General features: G+C 39.1%; 17 protein-coding genes. 3 read left to right on the top strand and 14 right to left on the bottom strand.

Annotation, left to right across the window (positions count from 1 at the left end; all coding sequences use genetic code 11):
* Positions 1 to 3: 3 nt before the first annotated feature.
* A complete protein-coding gene (locus AC07UV_RS21180) occupies positions 4 to 711 on the bottom strand; it encodes a response regulator transcription factor (RefSeq protein ID WP_120262224.1) in 708 nt (235 codons plus the stop codon).
* Entirely contained in the window at positions 701 to 1576 is an 876-nt protein-coding gene (locus AC07UV_RS21175) for a sensor histidine kinase (protein ID WP_120262223.1), read from the bottom strand. The genes AC07UV_RS21180 and AC07UV_RS21175 overlap by 11 nt, the downstream gene beginning before the upstream one ends.
* A 118-nt stretch (positions 1577 to 1694) precedes the next feature.
* Here AC07UV_RS21175 and AC07UV_RS21170 point away from each other — a divergent pair, with 118 nt between their 5' ends.
* Positions 1695 to 2399, top strand: coding sequence for a YjjG family noncanonical pyrimidine nucleotidase (locus AC07UV_RS21170; RefSeq protein ID WP_495185212.1), 705 nt, complete (start codon positions 1695 to 1697; stop codon positions 2397 to 2399).
* Between the two features lie 113 nt (positions 2400 to 2512).
* On the opposite strand, the gene AC07UV_RS21165 is transcribed toward AC07UV_RS21170, so the two are convergent.
* The 3 genes from AC07UV_RS21165 to AC07UV_RS21155 all read right to left on the bottom strand — a co-directional run bounded on the left by AC07UV_RS21165 (position 2513) and on the right by AC07UV_RS21155 (position 6219).
* Positions 2513 to 3322, bottom strand: a complete 810-nt coding sequence (locus AC07UV_RS21165; RefSeq protein WP_282252391.1) for a 3-keto-disaccharide hydrolase — start codon at positions 3320 to 3322, stop codon at positions 2513 to 2515.
* Positions 3323 to 3389: 67 nt separating this feature from the next.
* On the bottom strand, positions 3390 to 5834 hold the full coding sequence (locus tag AC07UV_RS21160; protein ID WP_495185197.1) for a TonB-dependent receptor: 2445 nt from the start codon (positions 5832 to 5834) through the stop codon (positions 3390 to 3392).
* A 103-nt stretch (positions 5835 to 5937) separates the two neighbouring features.
* Positions 5938 to 6219 carry an ATP-dependent Clp protease adaptor ClpS gene (locus tag AC07UV_RS21155; RefSeq protein ID WP_077437687.1) on the bottom strand — a complete coding sequence of 94 codons (282 nt, stop codon included), beginning with the start codon at positions 6217 to 6219 and terminating at the stop codon, positions 5938 to 5940.
* Between the two features lie 78 nt (positions 6220 to 6297).
* Here AC07UV_RS21155 and AC07UV_RS21150 point away from each other — a divergent pair, with 78 nt between their 5' ends.
* Positions 6298 to 7344: a 3-oxoacyl-ACP synthase III family protein gene (locus tag AC07UV_RS21150; protein ID WP_495185196.1), complete on the top strand. Its 1047-nt coding sequence runs from the start codon at positions 6298 to 6300 to the stop codon at positions 7342 to 7344.
* Between the two features lie 74 nt (positions 7345 to 7418).
* Here AC07UV_RS21150 and atpG read toward each other — a convergent pair whose 3' ends face one another.
* The 9 genes from atpG to AC07UV_RS21105 form a co-directional block, all read right to left on the bottom strand.
* Entirely contained in the window at positions 7419 to 8321 is a 903-nt protein-coding gene (gene atpG, locus AC07UV_RS21145; protein ID WP_282252386.1) for an ATP synthase F1 subunit gamma, read from the bottom strand.
* A 77-nt stretch (positions 8322 to 8398) separates the two neighbouring features.
* Positions 8399 to 9973: a F0F1 ATP synthase subunit alpha gene (gene atpA / locus AC07UV_RS21140; RefSeq protein WP_282252384.1), complete on the bottom strand. Its 1575-nt coding sequence runs from the start codon at positions 9971 to 9973 to the stop codon at positions 8399 to 8401.
* A gap of 54 nt (positions 9974 to 10027) precedes the next feature.
* Positions 10028 to 10570 carry a F0F1 ATP synthase subunit delta gene (locus tag AC07UV_RS21135; RefSeq protein WP_120262216.1) on the bottom strand — a complete coding sequence of 181 codons (543 nt, stop codon included), beginning with the start codon at positions 10568 to 10570 and terminating at the stop codon, positions 10028 to 10030.
* Positions 10571 to 10599: 29 nt separating this feature from the next.
* Entirely contained in the window at positions 10600 to 11100 is a 501-nt protein-coding gene (locus tag AC07UV_RS21130) for a F0F1 ATP synthase subunit B (RefSeq protein ID WP_282252383.1), read from the bottom strand.
* 110 nt (positions 11101 to 11210) lie between these two features.
* Complete coding sequence (gene atpE, locus AC07UV_RS21125; RefSeq protein ID WP_028070619.1) at positions 11211 to 11399, bottom strand: ATP synthase F0 subunit C; 189 nt, start codon at positions 11397 to 11399, stop codon at positions 11211 to 11213.
* A 36-nt stretch (positions 11400 to 11435) separates the two neighbouring features.
* On the bottom strand, positions 11436 to 12524 hold the full coding sequence (atpB, locus tag AC07UV_RS21120) for a F0F1 ATP synthase subunit A (RefSeq protein ID WP_495185195.1): 1089 nt from the start codon (positions 12522 to 12524) through the stop codon (positions 11436 to 11438).
* 94 nt (positions 12525 to 12618) lie between these two features.
* Positions 12619 to 13017 (bottom strand): hypothetical protein, encoded by a 399-nt coding sequence (locus AC07UV_RS21115; RefSeq protein WP_495185194.1) that lies wholly within the window; start codon positions 13015 to 13017, stop codon positions 12619 to 12621.
* The gene (locus tag AC07UV_RS21110) at positions 13010 to 13237 is read right to left on the bottom strand and encodes an AtpZ/AtpI family protein (protein WP_233789610.1); all 228 of its coding nucleotides are present in this window, start codon (positions 13235 to 13237) and stop codon (positions 13010 to 13012) included. The genes AC07UV_RS21115 and AC07UV_RS21110 overlap by 8 nt, the downstream gene beginning before the upstream one ends.
* Before the next feature lie 49 nt (positions 13238 to 13286).
* Positions 13287 to 15512 carry a helix-turn-helix domain-containing protein gene (locus tag AC07UV_RS21105; RefSeq protein WP_495185193.1) on the bottom strand — a complete coding sequence of 742 codons (2226 nt, stop codon included), beginning with the start codon at positions 15510 to 15512 and terminating at the stop codon, positions 13287 to 13289.
* 199 nt (positions 15513 to 15711) lie between these two features.
* On the opposite strand from AC07UV_RS21105, the gene AC07UV_RS21100 reads away from it, so the two are divergent.
* The gene (locus tag AC07UV_RS21100) at positions 15712 to 16209 is read left to right on the top strand and encodes a cupin domain-containing protein (protein WP_104385737.1); all 498 of its coding nucleotides are present in this window, start codon (positions 15712 to 15714) and stop codon (positions 16207 to 16209) included.
* Positions 16210 to 16261 lie beyond the last annotated feature (52 nt).

The following is a 16261-nucleotide window of genomic DNA, read 5'->3' as shown; positions in this document are numbered from 1 at the left end:
TTGCTATGCGTTATTGTCGGTAAATTTATAACCAACACCTCGGATAGAGTGGAAATAGATTGGGTGCTTTTGATCCGGCTCAAAATATTTCCGGAATGTCAAAATGAAATTGTCAATGGTACGCGTCGAAGGATAGACGTCATAATTCCATACAGTTTCTAAAATCTGCTCACGGGAAACGGCTTCGTTACGACGTTCGATCAACAGCTTCAATAGCATGGTTTCTTTTTTTGTCAATGAGGTAATCGTTCCATCTGCATGATGCAATTCGTAAGAATTAAAATAGATGGTTTTATCACCGATTTGATAAGAATTCAATTCTTTAAGATCATCTGGTTTCATACCGCGACGAACCAAATTTCCTACACGGAGAATCAATTCTTCTAAATTGAAAGGTTTTACCAAATAATCATCGGCACCTTTTTTTAGTCCAGTGATACGGTCTTCGCTACTGTTCTTGGCAGTCAAAAACATGATAGGAACCTCTGTATTCTGTAGTCGGATTGTTTCTGCAACTTGAAATCCGTCAATTTCAGGGATCATAACGTCCAATATCACGAGATTGAAACGTTCCTCTTTAAAAACTTTCAATGCTTTTTTTCCGTCAGTAGCCGTAGTGACACGGTAACCTTCCATTTCGAGATTCAACTTGATTGCTTCTAACAAGTGTTCTTCATCTTCGACAAGTAATATTCTTTGTTTACTTTGCATTTCTTTCAAATGTTACTTCAAAAATACTCCCTTTAGGAGTGTTATCTTTAACTTTAATGGTCGCATCGTGCTTCTGCAACACGGTTTTCACGATATATAACCCCAAACCAGTACCTTTGGTTTTCCGTGTCGCTTCACTTCCCACGCGATAAAACTTATTAAAGATAAGTTTTTTCTCTTCATCACTGATACCGATACCATGGTCAGCAACAGAAAAAATTATTTTACTGCTCTCCGTATATAGTTTGACATCCACCATGGCACAGGCCGGTGAGTATTTAATAGCATTCTCAATGAGATTTGTCACGACATTACTTATCGCAAATTTGTCACCATGGATAATAATATCCGACTCCAGGTAAGGTTTCAATACCTGTGAGCTGCATGAATTCTTTTGAAGTCGATCGACAATCTGCTCCACCAAAGAAGTAAAGTTAAAATCCTCTTTGGGCATACTGTAATTGCGGCTATCCAATTTGGTTGTCATCAAGACATTCTCTACCAGATCATCCAATCGCTCAATATCTTTTAGGGAATTTCTTAAAAAAGTCTGCTGTTGCTCTTTATCCAGATCCCGTCGCAAAATGGTTTGAATATAGAGTTTGACTGAAGCCAAAGGAGATTTCAACTCATGCGTAATAGCCAAAAGGAAATTTTGCTGCTGTTGCAACAATTTCTGTTCTCGCTCTACCAAGCGCTTTAACCGCCACGCACCCCATAAAAAAATGATCAAGAAGAAAATACCTTCGCCTATGATCATGTTCTTTTTGCTCGGATCAAACCGGATGAACATCACCCCCCACCATATCAACTGCATGATCGCGTAAAACAAAAGGAAATAAAAGAGTAAAAGCGCTTTCTTCATGTAGCAAAAATAGCTATTCACCAAGGCATTCGGAAATATCCTAAAGATTATGACACAAAGAAGAAAATTAGCCGATTCACAATAAGATAAAATCTCCCCAGAGGTGGTATATTTGTATATGTTTAATCGTGAGAAAAAGGATATTTTCTTTGATTTGGATCATACCATCTGGGATTTTGACAAAAATGCCGAAGAAAGTCTCCACGAACTATATTTTAAATACAAGTTTGACAACTTGTTTAACAAGGAATCCCCTACCCGTTTCATAGAAACTTATACGACCAACAATCATCGCCTTTGGGGATTATACCATCATGGAAAGATTTCAAAACCCGAGTTAAGAAAGGCTCGATTTGCTGATACATTTATCGAATTGGGTGTAGATCCCGAATTGTTTCCGGAAGAATTTGAACTGGAATACCTCGCGATCTGTCCTCAAAAGACGAATTTATTTCCACATGCGCATGAAACCTTGGCTTATCTGGACGAAAAATACAACCTGCATTTGATCTCCAATGGTTTTAAAGAGGCTTGTGAGACCAAATTGGAAAAAAGCAATTTGAACAAATATTTCAAAAATATCTTTATTTCTGAAGTCGTCGGAGTGAACAAACCTGATCCAAAGATCTTTCAATTTGCACTGGAAACCACGGGGGCACACGTACAACAATCATTGATGATTGGAGATAATCTGGATGCGGATGTACGTGGGGCAATGAATGTCGGAATGGATGCGATCTTCTTTAATCCGAACAGTACGGAAAAACCTGAAGATGTACCACACATGATCGTCGATCTGAAAGAATTGCAAGCAATATTATAACAGAAAAGCAGCTTTAAAAGCTGCTTTTCTGTTATAAAGTTCTGTTATTATTCGGCAGAAATAACCTCCAATAGGCTTCCGGAGCTTTTAGATTTACGAAAGCCTGCGGGTTTCTATTTTAAAACTTTAACGGTTATGTTCTTAAACCAAACATCATTTCCATGATCTTGAAGACCAATCACTCCTGATTTGCTGTCTCCACCTACATGGCTCAGCAACTCAAAAGCCAAAGGCCATTTTTCTTGACTGAATTTACTTTTTTGTAATAGGTCAACCCAAGATTTATCCCATAGGGTATATTCAACGACTTTCACACCATTTTGGAAGTGCTCAACTTTACCATTGTTCACGCGGATCTTCACCTTGTTCCATTCGCCATAAGGTTTGCCATTTTGTGGTTTCGCAGGAATCATATCATACAATGATGTAGACTTACGATTCCCATCGACGCCCATTTTAGCATCTGGATGGTTTTCGTTGTCAAGCACCTGGCATTCCGGTGAAGAAATATAGATGGGCTGGCCTTCGACTTCTTTCGCCAGGAAGAAAATTCCGGAATTTGCTCCTTTTGCTACTTTCCATTCCAATTCCAATTCGAAGTTTTTGAAGTCATGCGCGAAAATCAAATCTCCACCTTCGTCCTTGCCTACATTCGCTCCACTATCAAATTTAATTGCGCCTTCATTGATTACCCATTTTTTTGGAACTACAGTTTTATCATATCCTCTCCAGCCTTCCATGGAAGTACCATCAAAAATAATATATGCTCCGGCCTTATTCTTTTTGAATTTCTTGATATCCACACGTGGCAGATCCAAAATTTTGTAAGCTGGAACTTCTTTTTTTGCTTGCGCCACGGCAGTATTAAGATGTGCAGAAAATGCCATCACTGATACCGCAAGAACTGTTTTTAATAACTTCATTCTTTTTAGTTTTAGGTTTGTTTCAAAATTAAAATTACATATTTGGGCTTAAAAAGAGGAATATTTTTTAATATTCCTCTCCACCACCGTTTATTTCATTTGTCTGTGTTTCTTTCTTCTTCGACTTAATTAGGTCCTGACTACCAAAACGATAAGAGAGCGATAAAGTGACCATTCTCTTCATCCAACGGTGCTCAAAATTAGATATAAGTTGGGAAGTCTCTGTCACACCATTCATCTTCCGTGAGTTAAACAGGTCTCTAACATTCAGCATAATCGAAGCTTTCTTCTTAAATACATCTTTTTTCAACGCCACATCCACCCCTTTCATCGCATTCATCTGTCCTTGGGCCATGACGCGTGACGAATTGTATTCTCCTCTCATTTGAGCAGAGAAAGTAGGTGTAAGACGATAATTGGCCGTTAAATTGGCATTATAAGCGAAGTCCTTTCTTTCTTTTATCTCATAGTCTGGATTTGCATTATATTTAATGTGGATCAAATTAAGATTAAATGTAAAGTCAAAATCTTTCGTTGCATTCACCTTTGAAATAAACTCAAAGCCAGAAAGATTACGACTGGTCATATTCTCCCATCTACTATACGTTCGGCCATCTTCAATATTGTAAACAAAAGGCTGGATAACCTCACTGGCATGATTAAAGTAAGCCGAAGATATTAAATTGACCTTTCCAAAAGTTTTGGCAAAGCTCAACTCTAAACTATGTACATCTTCAGGTTTCAAATTCGGATTTCCCTGACGGTAATTCAAATCATCGGATACATTTAAAAATGGATTGACCTGCCATCCACGTGCACGTTGCACACGACGTGAGTAACTAAACTGAACTTTGTCACCATTATCGTCTACATCATAGGTTAAAAACAAGGTCGGGTACAGTCTAAAAAAGTTCTGCTTTGCATTGGATTCTTTTTCCACAGCATCGGGATCCTTGGAAAAATAAGTGGATTTGAGTTCAAATTGTTCGCCCCGTAATCCAATTTGATAGCCAATTTTATCCGTCAGCTTATTTTGATAATTGGCATAGATCGCATGAACAGCACTGGTAAAATCAAAATCATTACTGATCCTATAATCCGGTACATAATCGCCTACCGAATCAAGTGATAAAGAAAATTGGGTATCAAAAGACTTCCTAATTTGAGAACGGTAGCCGGCCTCAAATTTGCTTACCTCAGAAAATGGCAGCACATAATCCAGCTGAAGATTGATATTCTTGCCATCTTCAGAGGTCGTATTTGTTCGTGCGGTTTCTTTCCGACCGTCAGTATAGTTTTGACGAAAATCATTCGTGCCATCCTCCTTGTCTCTACCATAACTTGCGTTTGCCGTCAATTCCTCCCCCTGTCGCTTAAATTGATGCCTAAAATCCGCATTGAATTCGTAGCCTAAATCGTCTTCAAATTGAGTGGAATTACGTACGCTCGTTCCGGTCTCCTGAGATAATTTATAAAACCGATAATCTAAATCCTCCATCCGTTTATTATCTCGAACGCTCAAATTACCCGAAAAGCTCAATGAAGTACGATCAGACATATTATAATCAAATCCGGCTTTGACCGTATGGCTATTTCCCTTCCTTGACGATTCAGATTCACTATAGTTGCGTGTCGTATCGCTTAAAAAGATATTGTCCGTTTTCCCACTGCCAACCATATTGCGTTTATTGAAGTTATAGGATCCGAAATAATTGAATTTCCGGTCACGATAATTCAATGTTATACCAGCCATATAATTGTCATAGGAACCAGCAGATGTATTTACTGATCCATTCAGCCCTGTTCGAATATTTTTCTTTAAGACGATATTGATAATCCCCGTCTGCCCTTCCGCGTCATATTTAGATGAGGGATTGGTGATGACCTCAACCTTTTCTATGGAATTAGCCGGAAGACTCTGAAGCAAAGATGTGACATCGTTTCCTGCGAGTGCTGACTCGCGGCCATCTATTAGAATCTTGACACTGCTGGATCCACGCAGGCTCACCGATCCATCTTGATCCACCTGAAGCGTCGGTACATTGGCTAACACATCTGTTGCTGTTCCACCCGCACTGACCAAGCTCTCGCCCACGTTAAAGGTTTTGCGGTCAATACCAATCTGCATCGCAGGCACTTTCCCTTCGACTACAACCTCCTCCAGCAGTTCACCTGTTGAATTTAAACCAATCCGTCCAAGGTCTTTGCTCTTGGACGCAACCACATCTACCCCTTCAATGGTATGCGTTTCATAACCTACGTAGCTGATACGAACATTATATTTACCCGGCTTAATATCGGAAAATAAAAGAAATCCTTGGTCTACGGACTGCCCTCCTTTGACATAACTATTGTTACTGGCATCTAAAAGTGCGGCACTGGCAGATGAAATTGGTTTGGATGTTTTGCTATCGATCAGGATAGCTTTGATTTGACCGGTTTGTGCAAAAGCCACAACCGGCAGAAGAAATACAAGTAATAAAAATTTAAACGATTTAGCGTTAAATAACATGAGAGCTTCAGCTTAGTTTATAGTTCAGTGCAAATAAAACTAAAACTTAGAGACAAACTTGAAGCGTAACCACATTATTACGGTAACAAAAAGGATAGTAAATTTATTCCACAGAGACCGTCAAGCCTTCTGCTTTCAAAATCTTACGGTAGATTTCCATCTCTGTAAAAGTCCCCTCCAAAACGGCACACTTCCCTTCAGTATGTACTTTCCAGGCAATTTTTTCAGCTTGCTTTTCGGTATATTGAAGGTGATACATCAAACAATGAATCACATGGTCGAACGTGTTCGTTTCGTCATTCCATAAAATCAGGCGATTAGAGTCCTTAACAGACGCTAATATCTCTTCTAACGTAAAGGTTTCTTCAGCAGTTTGGGTACCCATGCTGCAAAAATAGAATATTTTTTTCTAAATTAACGATAATATAAAAGGGAAGAATACAATCAATTAGAGGAATTTATTATGTTTCAGTCAAAAATCGCAGGAATTGGCTATTACGTTCCAAAAAACGTATATACCAACAATGACTTAACACGTTTTATGGATACCAGTGACGAATGGATTCAAGAAAGAACAGGTATCAAAGAGCGTCGCTATGCCGACCGTATCGGAGAAACGACAACCACAATGGGTGTTGAAGCCGCGAAAATAGCAATTGAGCGCGCCAATATCAGCAAGGAAGATGTCGATTTCATCATCTTCGCAACCTTGTCTCCAGATTATTATTTCCCAGGCTGCGCAGTTTTACTCCAACGGGAAATGGGCATGAAAGAGGTCGGCGCACTGGATATCAGAAATCAATGTTCTGGCTTCATCTATGCCCTATCCATAGCAGATCAATTTGTCAAAACGGGGATGTACAAAAATGTACTTGTAGTGGGTTCCGAGAAACATTCATTTGCACTCGATTTTTCAACCAGAGGACGTGCTGTTTCTGTTATTTTCGGTGATGGTGCCGGAGCAGTAGTTGTTCAGCCGACAACCGAAGCTAGCAAAGGCATTTTGAGCACGCATTTACATTCTGATGGTGCGGAAGCAGAAAAGCTCGCGATGTATTATCCAGGAGCATCAAGTGGAATCTGGCTGGATAAAATGCCCGATTGGCCGGAACAGGAATTGGGGGGATTATTGATGACCAAAGAAATGCTTGAAGATGGAACTGCGTTCCCAAATATGGACGGACAGGCCGTTTTCAAAAAGGCCGTTGTAAAGTTCCCCGAAGTTATTCATGAGGCTTTGACAAAGAACAACCTTAAAACTTCTGACATTGACCTGTTGATCCCTCATCAGGCCAATCTTCGTATTTCACAGTTTGTGCAGAAAACCTTAGGATTAAATGAGGATCAGGTCTTCAACAATATCCAAAAATATGGTAATACCACAGCAGCCTCCATACCGATCGCACTATGTGAGGCTTGGGAAGCCGGAAAAATTAAAGAGGGTGATCTTATTTGTTTAGCCGCCTTTGGCGCAGGCTTCACTTGGGGATCCGCTTTAATCAGGTGGTAAAAAAGGATTACTAAGCATAAAAAAGGCGATAATCATAAGATTATCGCCTTTTTTATGCTTTCCCGATTACAGGATTATCCGTTTGATAAAGCTGCCGCTCCAGAGACAATCTCCGTCAATTCTGTTGTAATTGCCGCCTGACGTGCCTGGTTGTACGATAACTTAAGTGATTTTATTAAGTCACCAGCATTTTCAGTTGCTTTATCCATTGCTGTCATACGCGCACCATGCTCAGAAGCATTGGAATCTAAAACAGCTTTGTATAATTGAATCTTGATGGCTTTAGGAATTAACTCTTCGATAATCTTCTCTTTGGAAGGTTCGATGATATAATCCACTTCAGCTTCAATTTTTGCTTTATGCGTATGTTGTGTGTTTTCCTCCGCAGGTGGTAATAAAGGCAAAATCTGCTCTGCTGTCAACTCTTGAACTGCAGCGTTTTTGAATTGGTTATACACCACTTCAACACGATCAAAATTACCTTCCTTAAATTGTTCCATGATAAATTCTGTCACTACAGAAACAGATCCAAAATTTAAATCAGAAAACAAGTCTGAGTGGTTAGCTATCACATCGAAATTACGCTTCGAATAGAAATCGTAACCTTTTTTACCAATAGCGATGATACTCAAATTGCCTTTCGCATGCTGCTCGGCATATTTGTTAGCGATCAAGTTATTAGTCATCTTGATAGCATTCGCGTTGAATGCCCCAGCCAAACCTCTATTAGAAGAAACAACAACGATCAACACCTTATTTGGCTCACGATCTACTGTGAAAGGAGAATTACTTCCCTCCACACTTGCAGAAACATCAGCCAAAATATCTCTTAGTTTATTCGCATATGGGCGCAATTGTAAGATAGCGTTAGTAGCGCGCTTCAATTTAGCAGCCGAAACCATTTTCATGGCTTTAGTGATCTGCTGTGTTGATGATACCGAGGTAATCCGGTTTCTTACTTCTTTTAAATTTGCCATATTTGTTTAAGTATCAAGTACCTAGTATTGAGTATTGAGCGTAGTCAATAGACTCAATGCCAAATACTCATTACTAATTAATATTTTGATGCTAAATCCTTAGCTACTTTTTCTAATACTGCAGTCAATTCATCAGAGAATTTACCAGCTTTGAACGCTGACAAAACTTCTGGATGACGTTGTTCCAACTGTGTCAAGAATTCTTCTTCAAACTCTCTTACTTTATTTACTGGAACATTACGCAATAAACCTTTCGTTCCAATGTAAATGATCGCAACTTGTTTCTCTACAGAAACTGGAGAGTATTGACCTTGTTTCAAGATCTCAACGTTACGAACACCTTTATCCAATACAGCCTTAGTAGCAGCATCTAGATCAGATCCGAATTTCGCGAAAGCTTCCAATTCACGGTACTGTGCTTGATCCAACTTTAATGTACCTGATACTTTTTTCATCGGTTTGATCTGAGCGTTACCACCCACACGAGATACCGAAATACCTACGTTGATCGCCGGACGAATACCAGCATTAAATAAGTTAGACTCCAAGAAGATCTGACCATCTGTAATAGAGATTACGTTGGTAGGGATATATGCCGAAACGTCACCTGCTTGTGTTTCAATGATCGGAAGAGCTGTCAATGAACCACCACCTTTAACCAAATGCTTGATAGACTCAGGAAGGTCATTCATGTTACGAGCGATATCATCAGAAGAGTTGATTTTCGCTGCACGCTCTAATAAACGGCTGTGTAAGTAGAATACGTCACCTGGGTATGCTTCGCGGCCTGGAGGACGACGTAACAATAAAGAAACCTCACGGTAAGCCACAGCTTGTTTAGACAAATCATCATAAACAATCAACGCTGGACGACCTGTATCACGGAAGAACTCACCGATAGCAGCACCCGCCATTGGCGCGTAGAATTGAAGTGGAGCAGGATCCGCCGCAGAAGCAGCGACTACAACTGTATAAGCCATTGCTCCTCTTTCCTCCAATGTACGAACGATATTCGCTACAGTAGAATTCTTTTGACCTACAGCAACGTAGATACAGAATACAGGTTGACCTGCATCATAGAATTCTTTTTGATTTAAGATCGTATCGATACAAACCGCAGTTTTACCTGTTTGACGGTCACCGATTACCAACTCACGTTGACCACGACCTACTGGAATCATCGCATCAATCGCTTTGATACCTGTTTGTAATGGTTCAGTTACTGGTTGACGGTAGATAACACCCGGAGCTTTACGCTCAATAGGCATTTCATACAATTCACCTTGGATAGGCCCTTTACCATCAATTGGTTGACCCAATGTATTCACAACACGTCCCAACAAACCTTCTCCAACTTTGATGGATGCAATACGGTTGGTACGTTTAATAGTATCTCCTTCTTTAATTTCGTCAGAAGGACCTAAAAGTACAACACCGACGTTGTCTTCTTCTAAGTTTAATACAATACCTTGTAATCCGTTATCAAATTCAACCAACTCACCGGACTGAACTTTAGTTAAGCCGTAAATACGAGCAATACCGTCACCTACAGCAAGTACGGTACCCACTTCCTCTAGTTCGGCTTCTGATTTAAAGCCCGACAATTGTTCTCTTAGAATTGCCGAAACTTCATCTGGTCTTACCTCTATCATTTTAATTATTATAAGGGGTTTTTTGATTTATTTTACTTCAAGTATCAGAATAACTTAGTTACCCTGATTCAAATATCTTTCTAATTTATTCAACTTACCAGCAATACTTGCATCAATCTGGCGGTCACCAACATTGACTACAAATCCACCTATCAAACTGCTATCGACTTTATTGTTCAATATCACCTGAGCGTTGGTTTCTTTTGCAAGTACATCTTTCATCGCTGCCAAATTAGCTTCAGAAAGTGGCGCTGCAGATGTAACTGTAGCTTTCACAATACCTTTTACCTCATTATACTCACGGACAAATTCCTGAGCAGTAGCATATACTATTGTACCACGACCTTTGTTGATCATGATCTTAAAGAATGCCAAGATATTCGGATTGATCTTATCTTTAAATAAAGCATCCAATATGTTTTTCTTCTTGTCCAAAGGAACAATAGGATTGGCCAAAACAGCCTGCAATTCCGAACTGGATTTTAAAACAGCAATGAACGAATCCATATCTGTCTTGATGGTCTCCAGTGAGCCTTGCTCGCTAGCCAAGTCAATTAATGACTTTGCATATCTCGATGCTACTTTAAATACTGACATAATTCTATTTCGTAATTTGAGTGACCGGATTAGTTCAATTTAACATCATTCAGCAAATCTGCCACTAAAGCTTCTTGCTTACCTTGGTCCTCAAATTCTTTTGTTAACACTTTACGAGCGATATCCAAAGACAAAGAAGAAACTTGTGATTTTACCTCAGCCAAAGCTTTATTCTTTTGTTCTTCGATCTCCTCTTTCGCTTGAGCAATCATTTTAGCACCTTCATATTGTGCCTGTGTTCTTGCTTCAGCAACGATTTTCTCTTTTAGCTCTTTTGCTTCTTTAAGGATAACATCACGTTCCGCACGAGCCTCTTTAAGCAATTGTTCGTTCTCATTTGTCAAACGAGCCATTTCTAATTTGGCCTTCTCAGCAGCTTCCAATGCATTCGCAATCCCTTGCTCACGTTCATCCAAAGCGTTGACGATAGGTTTCCAAGCAAACTTGCCCAATAAAAAGATCACAACCAATAAGATGATTAGTTGCCAAAAGAACAAACCGTACGAGAACTGATTAATTAATGCTTCCATTTATATACAATTGTAAATTATAATTTTCTTTTGTTTGTATTTTTTTGTTTAAATACAGTCTGCAACCAACCGTTGCAAACTGTATTTAGTAAACTTTTAATCAGCTTGGATTATTTACCTAAGATTAAAGCACCGAATGCTAAACCTTCAACTAAGGCACCAATGATGATCATCGCAGTTTGAATTTTAGATGCTGCTTCTGGTTGACGAGCGATAGCTTCCATAGCTGAACCACCGATTTTACCTAAACCTAAACCTGCACCGATTACGATTAAACCTGCTCCAATTAAGTTGTACATAATAATTATTTTATAAAATTTAACAAAAAAATTCAATTAATGATGTGCGTGTTCTTCAACAGCCATTCCGATAAATAAAGATGACAACATTGTAAAGATAAAGGCCTGCAAAAACGCAACCAGTAACTCCAAGAAAAACAACACTAATGTCAACAACATCGACACCCCGATACTACCACCGACAGTCAACTGTTGTTGAAATAAATATACGATTGCGATCAAACCCATTACAACGGAGTGACCAGCAGTAATATTCGCAAACAAACGCAACATCAAGGAGAAAGGTTTTGTAAACATACCCAACACCTCAATTGGCGCCAAAATAAATTTGAAAGGAACTGGAACACCTGGCATCCAAAAAATGTGTTTCCAATAATCTTTATTAGCCTTAAAGTTGGTAATAAAGAAAGTGAATAAAGCCAAACATAAAGTGACTGTAATATTTCCCGTTACGTTAAAACCTAGTGGAGTCATACCCAACAAGTTTAAAACAAAGATCAAGAAAAACACAGATAAAAGATAAGGCATAAATTCTTTATAACGATGACCAATATTTGGAACAGCCATCTCATCACGTACATATAAAACCAATGGTTCTAAAACACGACCAACACCTTTAGGAAGGTTATTGACACCTTTCTTATATGTTTTAGCCAGACATATGAAACCCCAGAACAATAAGAATGCTGCCAATAACAGGCCCACCACATTCTTTGTAATCGAGAAATCTAAAGGTTTTGCATTCGTAGGGTGATGTGCTTCATCAAAGTTTAAGGTACCTGCAGCGTCCGTTTTATAGATTTTGCCATGGTAAAGTGTATAGTATTGACCGTTTTTCTCCACAACAGACTCGCCATGATGAAACTCGCCAGAAGAAAAAACAACCAATCCATTATCAATAAGAATTACTGGCAATGGAAAACCATAATGTTTTCCTGCTTTTTGATCGGAGAACAAAGAAAAATAATGATCATCCTGTAAGTGATGTTGACTATACGCTTTGATTTCCTCAGCTTGGGTTTTAGGCGCATCCCCATGCGCTTCCTCAGCTGCTTTTAAGGTAAAAGGATTGACAGCAAGAAAAATTACTGCAAATAATAAAAGTGCTCTCTTAAGATTCACCATTTCAGATTACTATTGAATAATAAAAAATTTTGCGCAAAAATACAATTTTATTTGGCATAAATCACCATTTGTTTAAACTTTTTCCAAAAATAGTTTAAACCTTTTTATCTGCTTGATTTAAAGCACTAAAAGCGACATAGACATCCACAAACAGAGAGATAAAAAATACGACCAAAAAGTTATATTCGATAAAGTTATTTTCAAAGGTCTTTAACCCGTCTTTAATATAAATATATCCTGCAACACCTTTCAGGAGCACCAGCCCCAGAAATATAACCCCCAGTTTCTCCGGCATAGACCAATTTGCAAAAAATATCAAGACCGCAACCAGCAACGAAGAACAGAATCCAAAAGTATACAGCCCCACAAGACTGTAGGAGGTTTTGGCCCAGTATTGTTCCATGTTCATTCCGGATATCACTAAATAATGTGCAGTAAAACTTGCCACAAAGACGATCAGCAGTATAAGTATGCTTTTCAAATAACTATTCATTCTTATTAATTTGATTTGCCTGCCTGATGAACTGATACAAGGATACAACCACTCCCAACAACGTCAATCCCTTCATTCCCCATTCACCCGCAATGGCATATTTATTATCTAACCAACTCCCGACCCAATAAAATAAATATATTGTCACGCCCATCTGAATCGGCATGGAAGTAAATACAATCCATTTGTTAATTTTCTTATTGGTTTTCTCCTCTTTCAATTAGCTTATAATAAAAGGTTGACAAATATACATCATAAATCCTTACCCACTACAATCCTAAAACTTTTTGTCCAATTTTAATATCAGGATAATCGATATCTGCCCCCAACAGCATCTTCAGTTCAGAAGATGATTTGTCTGGATTTGCACGAATGACATCAAGGATGCGGTCAAGCTTTTCTTGATCAATTAATTCTGTTGCCTCTACCTCTGTCCCTACAAAATTAATCAGATGCCCATAGATTGTACCAGCGACCATCCCACGCTTGCTCGCAATATCAGCGATAGTCATCCCCTCTTTAAACATTTCTAACGAAATATTCTTTGTATCCAGCTTTTTAGCTCCTTCTTCGTCAGCGCTTTGTGCGGCCAATTCATCTTTTTCTTTTGTCTTGACCTGAGCAGCTACATCAAGCATAGCTGTTTGAAAATCTTCTCTTTTGGATAGCGTTTCGGCAATAATTAGACAATGTTGCAACTGCTCACGTTTCCGCTTATAATCCAACAATATTGCTTTCAATTCATCAACATATTTCTTTGTCCGCTTGCGGATCTGATATTCTTCAATATGCTTTGTCAGGGCCGCAATAAGATCCTTATCCATCCGTGGTAAAAACCAATTTACAGCGGCAGTAGAACGCTCGCAAATCAGGTCATAATCAATCGCATCCTTATCCCTAAGGAGATCATAAAGGACAACGATAAATTTGTGGGCCACCTTCTCCTGTGTCTGGAGCTGTTTAACGATCTCCTGAAAAAATTGAACAGCCTGCTCTTTCCCATCGATATTGCGTTCATCCATTGATTTCAGCAATTCCGAAGTTTCCACCAAAAGGCCATCCCACCGAAAACCATTCATCAAAATCTGTCCCAGATAATTTCGTTGGCACTGTTCCAATATTTCGTTAATACTGGACTGGGAATGCGCTCGTTGCGCAAACTCGACCACCTGATAATCTGTACGAATGGCATAAGATGGAATAATGGATTTAAGTACAAGCCCGTCCAAACTCGTCAAACGGCTTAACGCAACATAGACCTGTCCGGCCGCAAACGAGGTACCCGCATCAATAATTGCTTTCTGAAAAGTCAGACCCTGGCTCTTATGGATTGTAATAGCCCAAGCCAGTCGCAAAGGAAATTGAGAAAATGTCCCCAAGATCTCTTCTTTGATTTGATCCTGCCCTTTATCATAATTATAACGGATATTTTCCCAGGTCTCTCTTTTGACTCTCACCTCGTCAGAACCGTCAGGAAAAGTAACTGATACTGTTCCTTGTGTTGTATCAATATGTTTTACCGTACCGATCTTACCATTGTAATACTTCCGCTCATCACCAGAATCATTCCGAATGAACATCACCTGTGCTCCTATTTTTAAGGACAGCGTTTCCTCGGCAGGATAAGATCCTTGCGCAAAGTCATCCTTCACAACGGCTTTTAAATTAAGCATCTTTCCCGACAACGAAGCCAATTTTGCACTGTTGATCTCATCCGCATTCCGATTATGGGATGTCAATGTAATATATTGCTCCTCCTCTTTTGGCACAAAATCCTGTTGGTAATAGCCATTTAAGGTGGTTAGCATTTCACTGGTACATTGATTATTCCGTATCGCATTCAATATTGAAATAAACCCTTCATCCTGCTGACGATAAATTTTATTAAGCTCTAGCATGACCAAAGGGCTGTCCCTTAGAATCTTCGCATTGAAGAAGAATACAGACGAATAATGATCGCGGAGAATATTCCATTCCGCATCTTTGACCACTGGAGGCAATTGATATAAATCGCCAATAAATAATACCTGCAATCCCCCGAACGGACGCATATCGCGACGAACAGATTGTAATATCACATTGATCGCATCCAATGTATCTGCCCGTACCATCGAAACCTCATCGATAATCAATAACTCAAGTTCCTGTAAAATCGCCCGACGTTGTTTCGTTAGCTTTATTGTACTGAACAAACGCGATTTATTATAAATATGACTATCCTGCTCATCCCAGCGCAACTCATAATCTTCAACAAACGTTCCGAAAGGAAGCCAAAATAAAGAGTGAAGTGTCGTCCCACCAGCATTCATGGCAGCTACTCCCGTTGGCGCAGTAATCGCCATTTTCTTATAGCTATGCTCACGAATATACTTCAAGAAAGTCGTCTTTCCCGTACCTGCTTTTCCTGTAATAAATACATTCTGATTGGTTTGGTTAACAAATGCAACAGCCTGCATAAATGCTGTGTTTTCTCGATCGACTTGAAAATTTGACATATCCTGAAATTAGATTGACCACAAAACTAAGTATTTCATTTTGAAAACATATCCTATCGTTAGATTGTATATTTGATAAAAAAGTATATTTTATTAATGATTTTAGTAAAGCTAAAACGGTTAACTAAAAATATTAATGATTTTTTTCTATATTTAGCTGCTGAATTAATGATCAATAAATTTTTAGAAATTTTATAAGATGGCTATAGATAAAACCGCATTATTTGAAAAAGTGCAAGAGATGTTGACATCCAAAGGATTCAACATTGAGAAGTCGGATGCAGCGCGCCCTTGGGGTGGCTTTTTTGTCATCGACGAATCCCAGGCACAAGAGTTCGCAAATGAGTATTTTGGTGGATTGGATGTTCAGGAGTTAAGAATTTCAGGAAAATTAAGCCCAAAAATTCTGATCGTTGCTCCAGACAAGAGACTTTCTTGGCAATACCACCACCGCCGTGCTGAAATCTGGCGTGTTATTCAAGGCAACGTAGGTGTTATGGTTTCTGATACAGATGAGGAGTCAGTGGTATCTACTTTGAAAGAAGGTGAAACGATCAGATTACGTCAGGGACAACGTCACCGTCTAATTGGCTTGGATGGCTTTGGTATTTTGGCAGAAATTTGGCAACATACCGATGCGAACAACCCCTCAGATGAAGACGATATTGTTCGTGTTCAAGACGACTTTGGAAGATAGAAGTACTTTCTATCTATTCTTCATAAAAGGGCTGTCCACAAATGACAGCCCT

It is taken from the genome of Sphingobacterium sp. GW821-FHT03E03, from assembly GCF_059420745.1.
Note: the sequence above shows the minus strand (reverse complement) of the source record. Positions and strands in the feature narration are given on the sequence as shown.

Coding starts and splice junctions, on each gene's coding strand:
- AC07UV_RS21135 (WP_120262216.1), bottom strand. CDS start 10,570: ATGTCAGTATTTAAAGTAGCATCGAGATATGCAAAGTCATTAATTGAC.
- AC07UV_RS21115 (WP_495185194.1), bottom strand. CDS start 13,017: ATGAATAGTTATTTGAAAAGCATACTTATACTGCTGATCGTCTTTGTG.
- AC07UV_RS21100 (WP_104385737.1), top strand. CDS start 15,712: ATGGCTATAGATAAAACCGCATTATTTGAAAAAGTGCAAGAGATGTTG.
- atpE (WP_028070619.1), bottom strand. CDS start 11,399: ATGTACAACTTAATTGGAGCAGGTTTAATCGTAATCGGTGCAGGTTTA.
- atpA (WP_282252384.1), bottom strand. CDS start 9,973: ATGATAGAGGTAAGACCAGATGAAGTTTCGGCAATTCTAAGAGAACAA.
- atpB (WP_495185195.1), bottom strand. CDS start 12,524: ATGGTGAATCTTAAGAGAGCACTTTTATTATTTGCAGTAATTTTTCTT.
- AC07UV_RS21180 (WP_120262224.1), bottom strand. CDS start 711: ATGCAAAGTAAACAAAGAATATTACTTGTCGAAGATGAAGAACACTTG.
- AC07UV_RS21130 (WP_282252383.1), bottom strand. CDS start 11,100: ATGGAAGCATTAATTAATCAGTTCTCGTACGGTTTGTTCTTTTGGCAA.
- AC07UV_RS21150 (WP_495185196.1), top strand. CDS start 6,298: ATGTTTCAGTCAAAAATCGCAGGAATTGGCTATTACGTTCCAAAAAAC.
- AC07UV_RS21105 (WP_495185193.1), bottom strand. CDS start 15,512: ATGTCAAATTTTCAAGTCGATCGAGAAAACACAGCATTTATGCAGGCT.
- AC07UV_RS21175 (WP_120262223.1), bottom strand. CDS start 1,576: ATGAAGAAAGCGCTTTTACTCTTTTATTTCCTTTTGTTTTACGCGATC.
- AC07UV_RS21170 (WP_495185212.1), top strand. CDS start 1,695: ATGTTTAATCGTGAGAAAAAGGATATTTTCTTTGATTTGGATCATACC.
- atpG (WP_282252386.1), bottom strand. CDS start 8,321: ATGGCAAATTTAAAAGAAGTAAGAAACCGGATTACCTCGGTATCATCA.
- AC07UV_RS21155 (WP_077437687.1), bottom strand. CDS start 6,219: ATGGGTACCCAAACTGCTGAAGAAACCTTTACGTTAGAAGAGATATTA.
- AC07UV_RS21165 (WP_282252391.1), bottom strand. CDS start 3,322: ATGAAGTTATTAAAAACAGTTCTTGCGGTATCAGTGATGGCATTTTCT.
- AC07UV_RS21160 (WP_495185197.1), bottom strand. CDS start 5,834: ATGTTATTTAACGCTAAATCGTTTAAATTTTTATTACTTGTATTTCTT.